The 3,006-nt window shown below is 69.4% G+C and carries 4 protein-coding genes; 3 read left to right on the top strand and 1 reads right to left on the bottom strand.

Annotation, left to right across the window (positions count from 1 at the left end):
• The coding region (locus DSP71_RS09120) for an IclR family transcriptional regulator (protein ID WP_258546344.1) at window positions 1-809 on the bottom strand (809 nt) is incomplete at its 3' end.
• 88 nt (window positions 810-897) lie between these two features.
• On the opposite strand from DSP71_RS09120, the gene dhaK reads away from it, so the two are divergent.
• From dhaK to DSP71_RS09105, 3 genes are all read left to right on the top strand, one after another.
• Window positions 898-1,890, top strand: a complete 993-nt coding sequence (gene dhaK / locus DSP71_RS09115; RefSeq protein WP_058632482.1) for a dihydroxyacetone kinase subunit DhaK — start codon at window positions 898-900, stop codon at window positions 1,888-1,890.
• The gene (dhaL, locus tag DSP71_RS09110; protein WP_061017936.1) at window positions 1,890-2,534 is read left to right on the top strand and encodes a dihydroxyacetone kinase subunit DhaL; all 645 of its coding nucleotides are present in this window, start codon (window positions 1,890-1,892) and stop codon (window positions 2,532-2,534) included. The genes dhaK and dhaL overlap by 1 nt, the downstream gene beginning before the upstream one ends.
• On the top strand, window positions 2,531-3,006 hold a 476-nt coding region (locus DSP71_RS09105; protein ID WP_396652052.1), incomplete at its 3' end, for a PTS-dependent dihydroxyacetone kinase phosphotransferase subunit DhaM. The genes dhaL and DSP71_RS09105, both read left to right, overlap by 4 nt.

The following is a 3,006-nucleotide window of genomic DNA, read 5'->3' as shown; positions in this document are numbered from 1 at the left end:
CAGGCGGTGGCGCCGAGTTCGCGTGAGATGTTGCGTGCCGTCTCCCGCAGTGCGTTGAGGATCGCATCCGACGCCGGCGCTTGCGAGGTGGGCAACACGACGGCGACCGCGGCGACGATGTCGTTCGACGCGTCAGCGACGGGGGCGGCGATCGAGGACTCGCCGAGGACGGCCTCGTCGAACTCCCCGGCCATGCCGCGTTCGGCGATCGACGGCAGCTCCAGCGTCAGGCGCGCCACGTCGGTGACGGTGTCGCCGGTGAGGCTGCGCAGCGGCTGTTCGAAGACGCTCTGCTGGAACCCGAGGTCGTAGGCGAGGAGCACTTTGCCCATCGCCGAGGCGTGGGCGGGGATGGCGACACCGGTCTCGAGCATCTGCTGGCTGTCATCGGGGCGCAGATTGTGGTGGATGACGAGCACATCGGTGAAGTGCGGAGCGCCCAGCCGTACGGACAGGTCGGTGCGGCGTGCGAGCTCCTGCGTCCACCGCATGGCTCTGGCGCGCACGTCGAGGGTGTCGAGGTAGACGTTGCTCAGGCGCAGCAGGGTGGGGCCGAGCATGTAGCGCTGGCCACCCCGCTCTTTCGCGACGAGCCCGTGCGCGCGTAGCGACTTCACGATCCCGTGCACGGTCGACGGCGGCAGGCCGAGGGCTGCAGAGAGGTCGGTGATGCCGAGGTGGCGTGCCCCCTGGAGCAGTTCGAGGATCTTCGCCGCGCGGTCGATCGCCTGGATCACGGGGAGGGCCTCCTTCCGGTGCGTCGTCGAGCCGGTGTCGATGGAGCCGGGCTTCACGATTGATCTTGACAACCCGGCAGGCTCCGAGCATATTCGACATTAACGAATTGCTTTCGGATTTCTGCGAAAGAGTCCGCGAAAGATCAAAGGAGATCGAACGATGAAGAAGCTCATCAACGCCCCGGAAGACGTTCTCGTCGAGTCGCTCAGAGGCGTCGCGCTCGCTCACCCCGAGCTCTCCGTCGACCTGGAGAACCACGTCATCACGCGCGCCACGCCCAAGGCGCAGGGCAAGGTCGCGATCGTCTCCGGCGGAGGCTCCGGCCATGAGCCGTTGCACGGCGGTTTCGTCGGCACCGGGATGCTGGACGCCGCTGTCGCCGGAGAGATCTTCACCTCACCCACCCCCGACCGCGTGCAGGTCGCGACCAAGGCCGTCGATCGCGGAGCGGGTGTACTCCACATCGTGAAGAACTACACCGGTGACGTGCTGAACTTCGAGATGGCCGCCGAGCTCGCCGCCATGGACGGCATCGAGGTGGGCAGCATCACGGTGGACGACGACGTCGCGGTACAGGACTCCCTGTACACCGCAGGACGCCGCGGGGTGGGCCTGACCGTGCTGCTCGAGAAGATCCTCGGTGCGGCAGCGGAGGAGGGGCGCGACCTCCCGGCCGTGGTCGAGCTGGCGAAGAAGGTGAACGGACAGGGCCGCTCGATGGGAATGGCCCTCACCAGCTGCACGGTGCCCGCAGCGGGCAAGCCCACCTTCGACCTTCCGGACGATCAGATGGAGATCGGCATAGGGATCCACGGGGAGCCGGGTCGGCATCGCGAACCCCTCGCCCCGGCCTCCGAGATCGCCCGGCAGCTCGTCGAGCCGATCCTGGCCGACATCGACGGCACCGGCCCTGCGATCGTGATGCTCAACGGCATGGGTGCGACCCCGCTGATCGAGCTGTACCTCATGTACGGCGAGGTCGCCGCGCTGCTGGAGAAGGCCGGAGTGCAGGTCGCCAGGAACCTCGTCGGCAACTACATCACCTCGCTCGACATGGCCGGGTGCTCGGTGACCCTGCTCAAAGCCGACGATGAGCTTCTGCGGCTGTGGGATGCCCCGGTGAACACCCCCGGTCTGCGATGGGGCGTCTGATGGCCGCGGTCGACACCACGCTCCTCGCCGACTGGATCGCACGCTTCGGCGCCGCCGTGACGGAGAAGCGCGACTGGCTCACCGAACTCGACTCGGCCATCGGCGACGCCGATCACGGGGCCAACATGGCTCGGGGCATGGGCGCTGTCGGCGAGAAGCTGTCCGCCGGCGCGCCGGCAACGGTGGACGAGCTCCTGAAGACGGTCGGCATGACGCTGGTGAGCTCGGTCGGCGGTGCCAGCGGGCCTCTGTACGGCACGTTCTTCCTCCGCATGGGCATGGCCGCGGGTGCCGTGTCCGATCTCGATGGCGACGCTCTCGCGGCCGCACTGCGGGCAGGACTCGACGGTATCGTCGCGCGCGGCAAGGCCGAGGCGGGGGACAAGACGATGTTCGACGCGATGGCGCCGGCGGTCGACGCGATGGACGCTGCGCTCGCCGCGGGCGCCTCCGTCTCCGACGCCGCCAGAGCCGCTGCGGATGCCGCGGCGGCAGGTCGGGACGCCACCCTCCCTCTCGTCGCCCGGAAGGGCAGGGCGAGCTACCTGGGCGAGCGCAGCGCCGGACACCTCGACCCCGGAGCGGCCTCGACGGCGATCCTCTTCGAGACGCTCGCCGAGACGATCGAGGACAGCGCCAGATGATCGGCATCGTCGCCGTCTCCCACAGTGCACGGCTCGGGGAGGCGGCGCTGGAGCTCGCCCTGCAGATGGTCCACGACGGCGAGGTGCGGGTGCGGGTCGCCGCCGGCGCCGGAGTCGACGCCGAGGGCGTACCGATCCTCGGTACGGACGCCGTCGCGGTGTCCGCCGCCATCGATGAGCTCGCCACGGAGTGCGACGGCGTCCTCGTGCTCATGGATCTGGGCTCAGCCGTGCTCAGCGCGGAACTCGCGGTGGAGCTGCGTTCGAGCGACGTGCCCGTCCGGCTCGCTCCCGCACCCTTCGTGGAGGGGCTTCTCGCCGCTGTCGTGTCCGCTGCGGCGGGCGGATCGCTCGACACCGTGGCGGCTGAGGCCTCTACGGCCCTGGCGGCGAAGACCGGCGCCCTCGGTGTCGAGGAGGCGCACGAGGCGGAGACCTCCGATGCTCCGAAGGACGATGACGCGCAGGTGCG

Origin of the sequence: Microbacterium sp. H6, assembly GCF_003314775.1 — a bacterium.
Taxonomy (GTDB): domain Bacteria; phylum Actinomycetota; class Actinomycetes; order Actinomycetales; family Microbacteriaceae; genus Microbacterium; species Microbacterium oxydans.
Note: the sequence above shows the minus strand (reverse complement) of the source record. Positions and strands in the feature narration are given on the sequence as shown.

What these genes read in the sequence shown, in the direction of transcription:
- dhaK (WP_058632482.1), top strand. Translation starts at nt 898, where the DNA reads ATGAAGAAGCTCATCAACGCCCCGGAAGACGTTCTCGTCGAGTCGCTC.
- dhaL (WP_061017936.1), top strand. Translation starts at nt 1,890, where the DNA reads ATGGCCGCGGTCGACACCACGCTCCTCGCCGACTGGATCGCACGCTTC.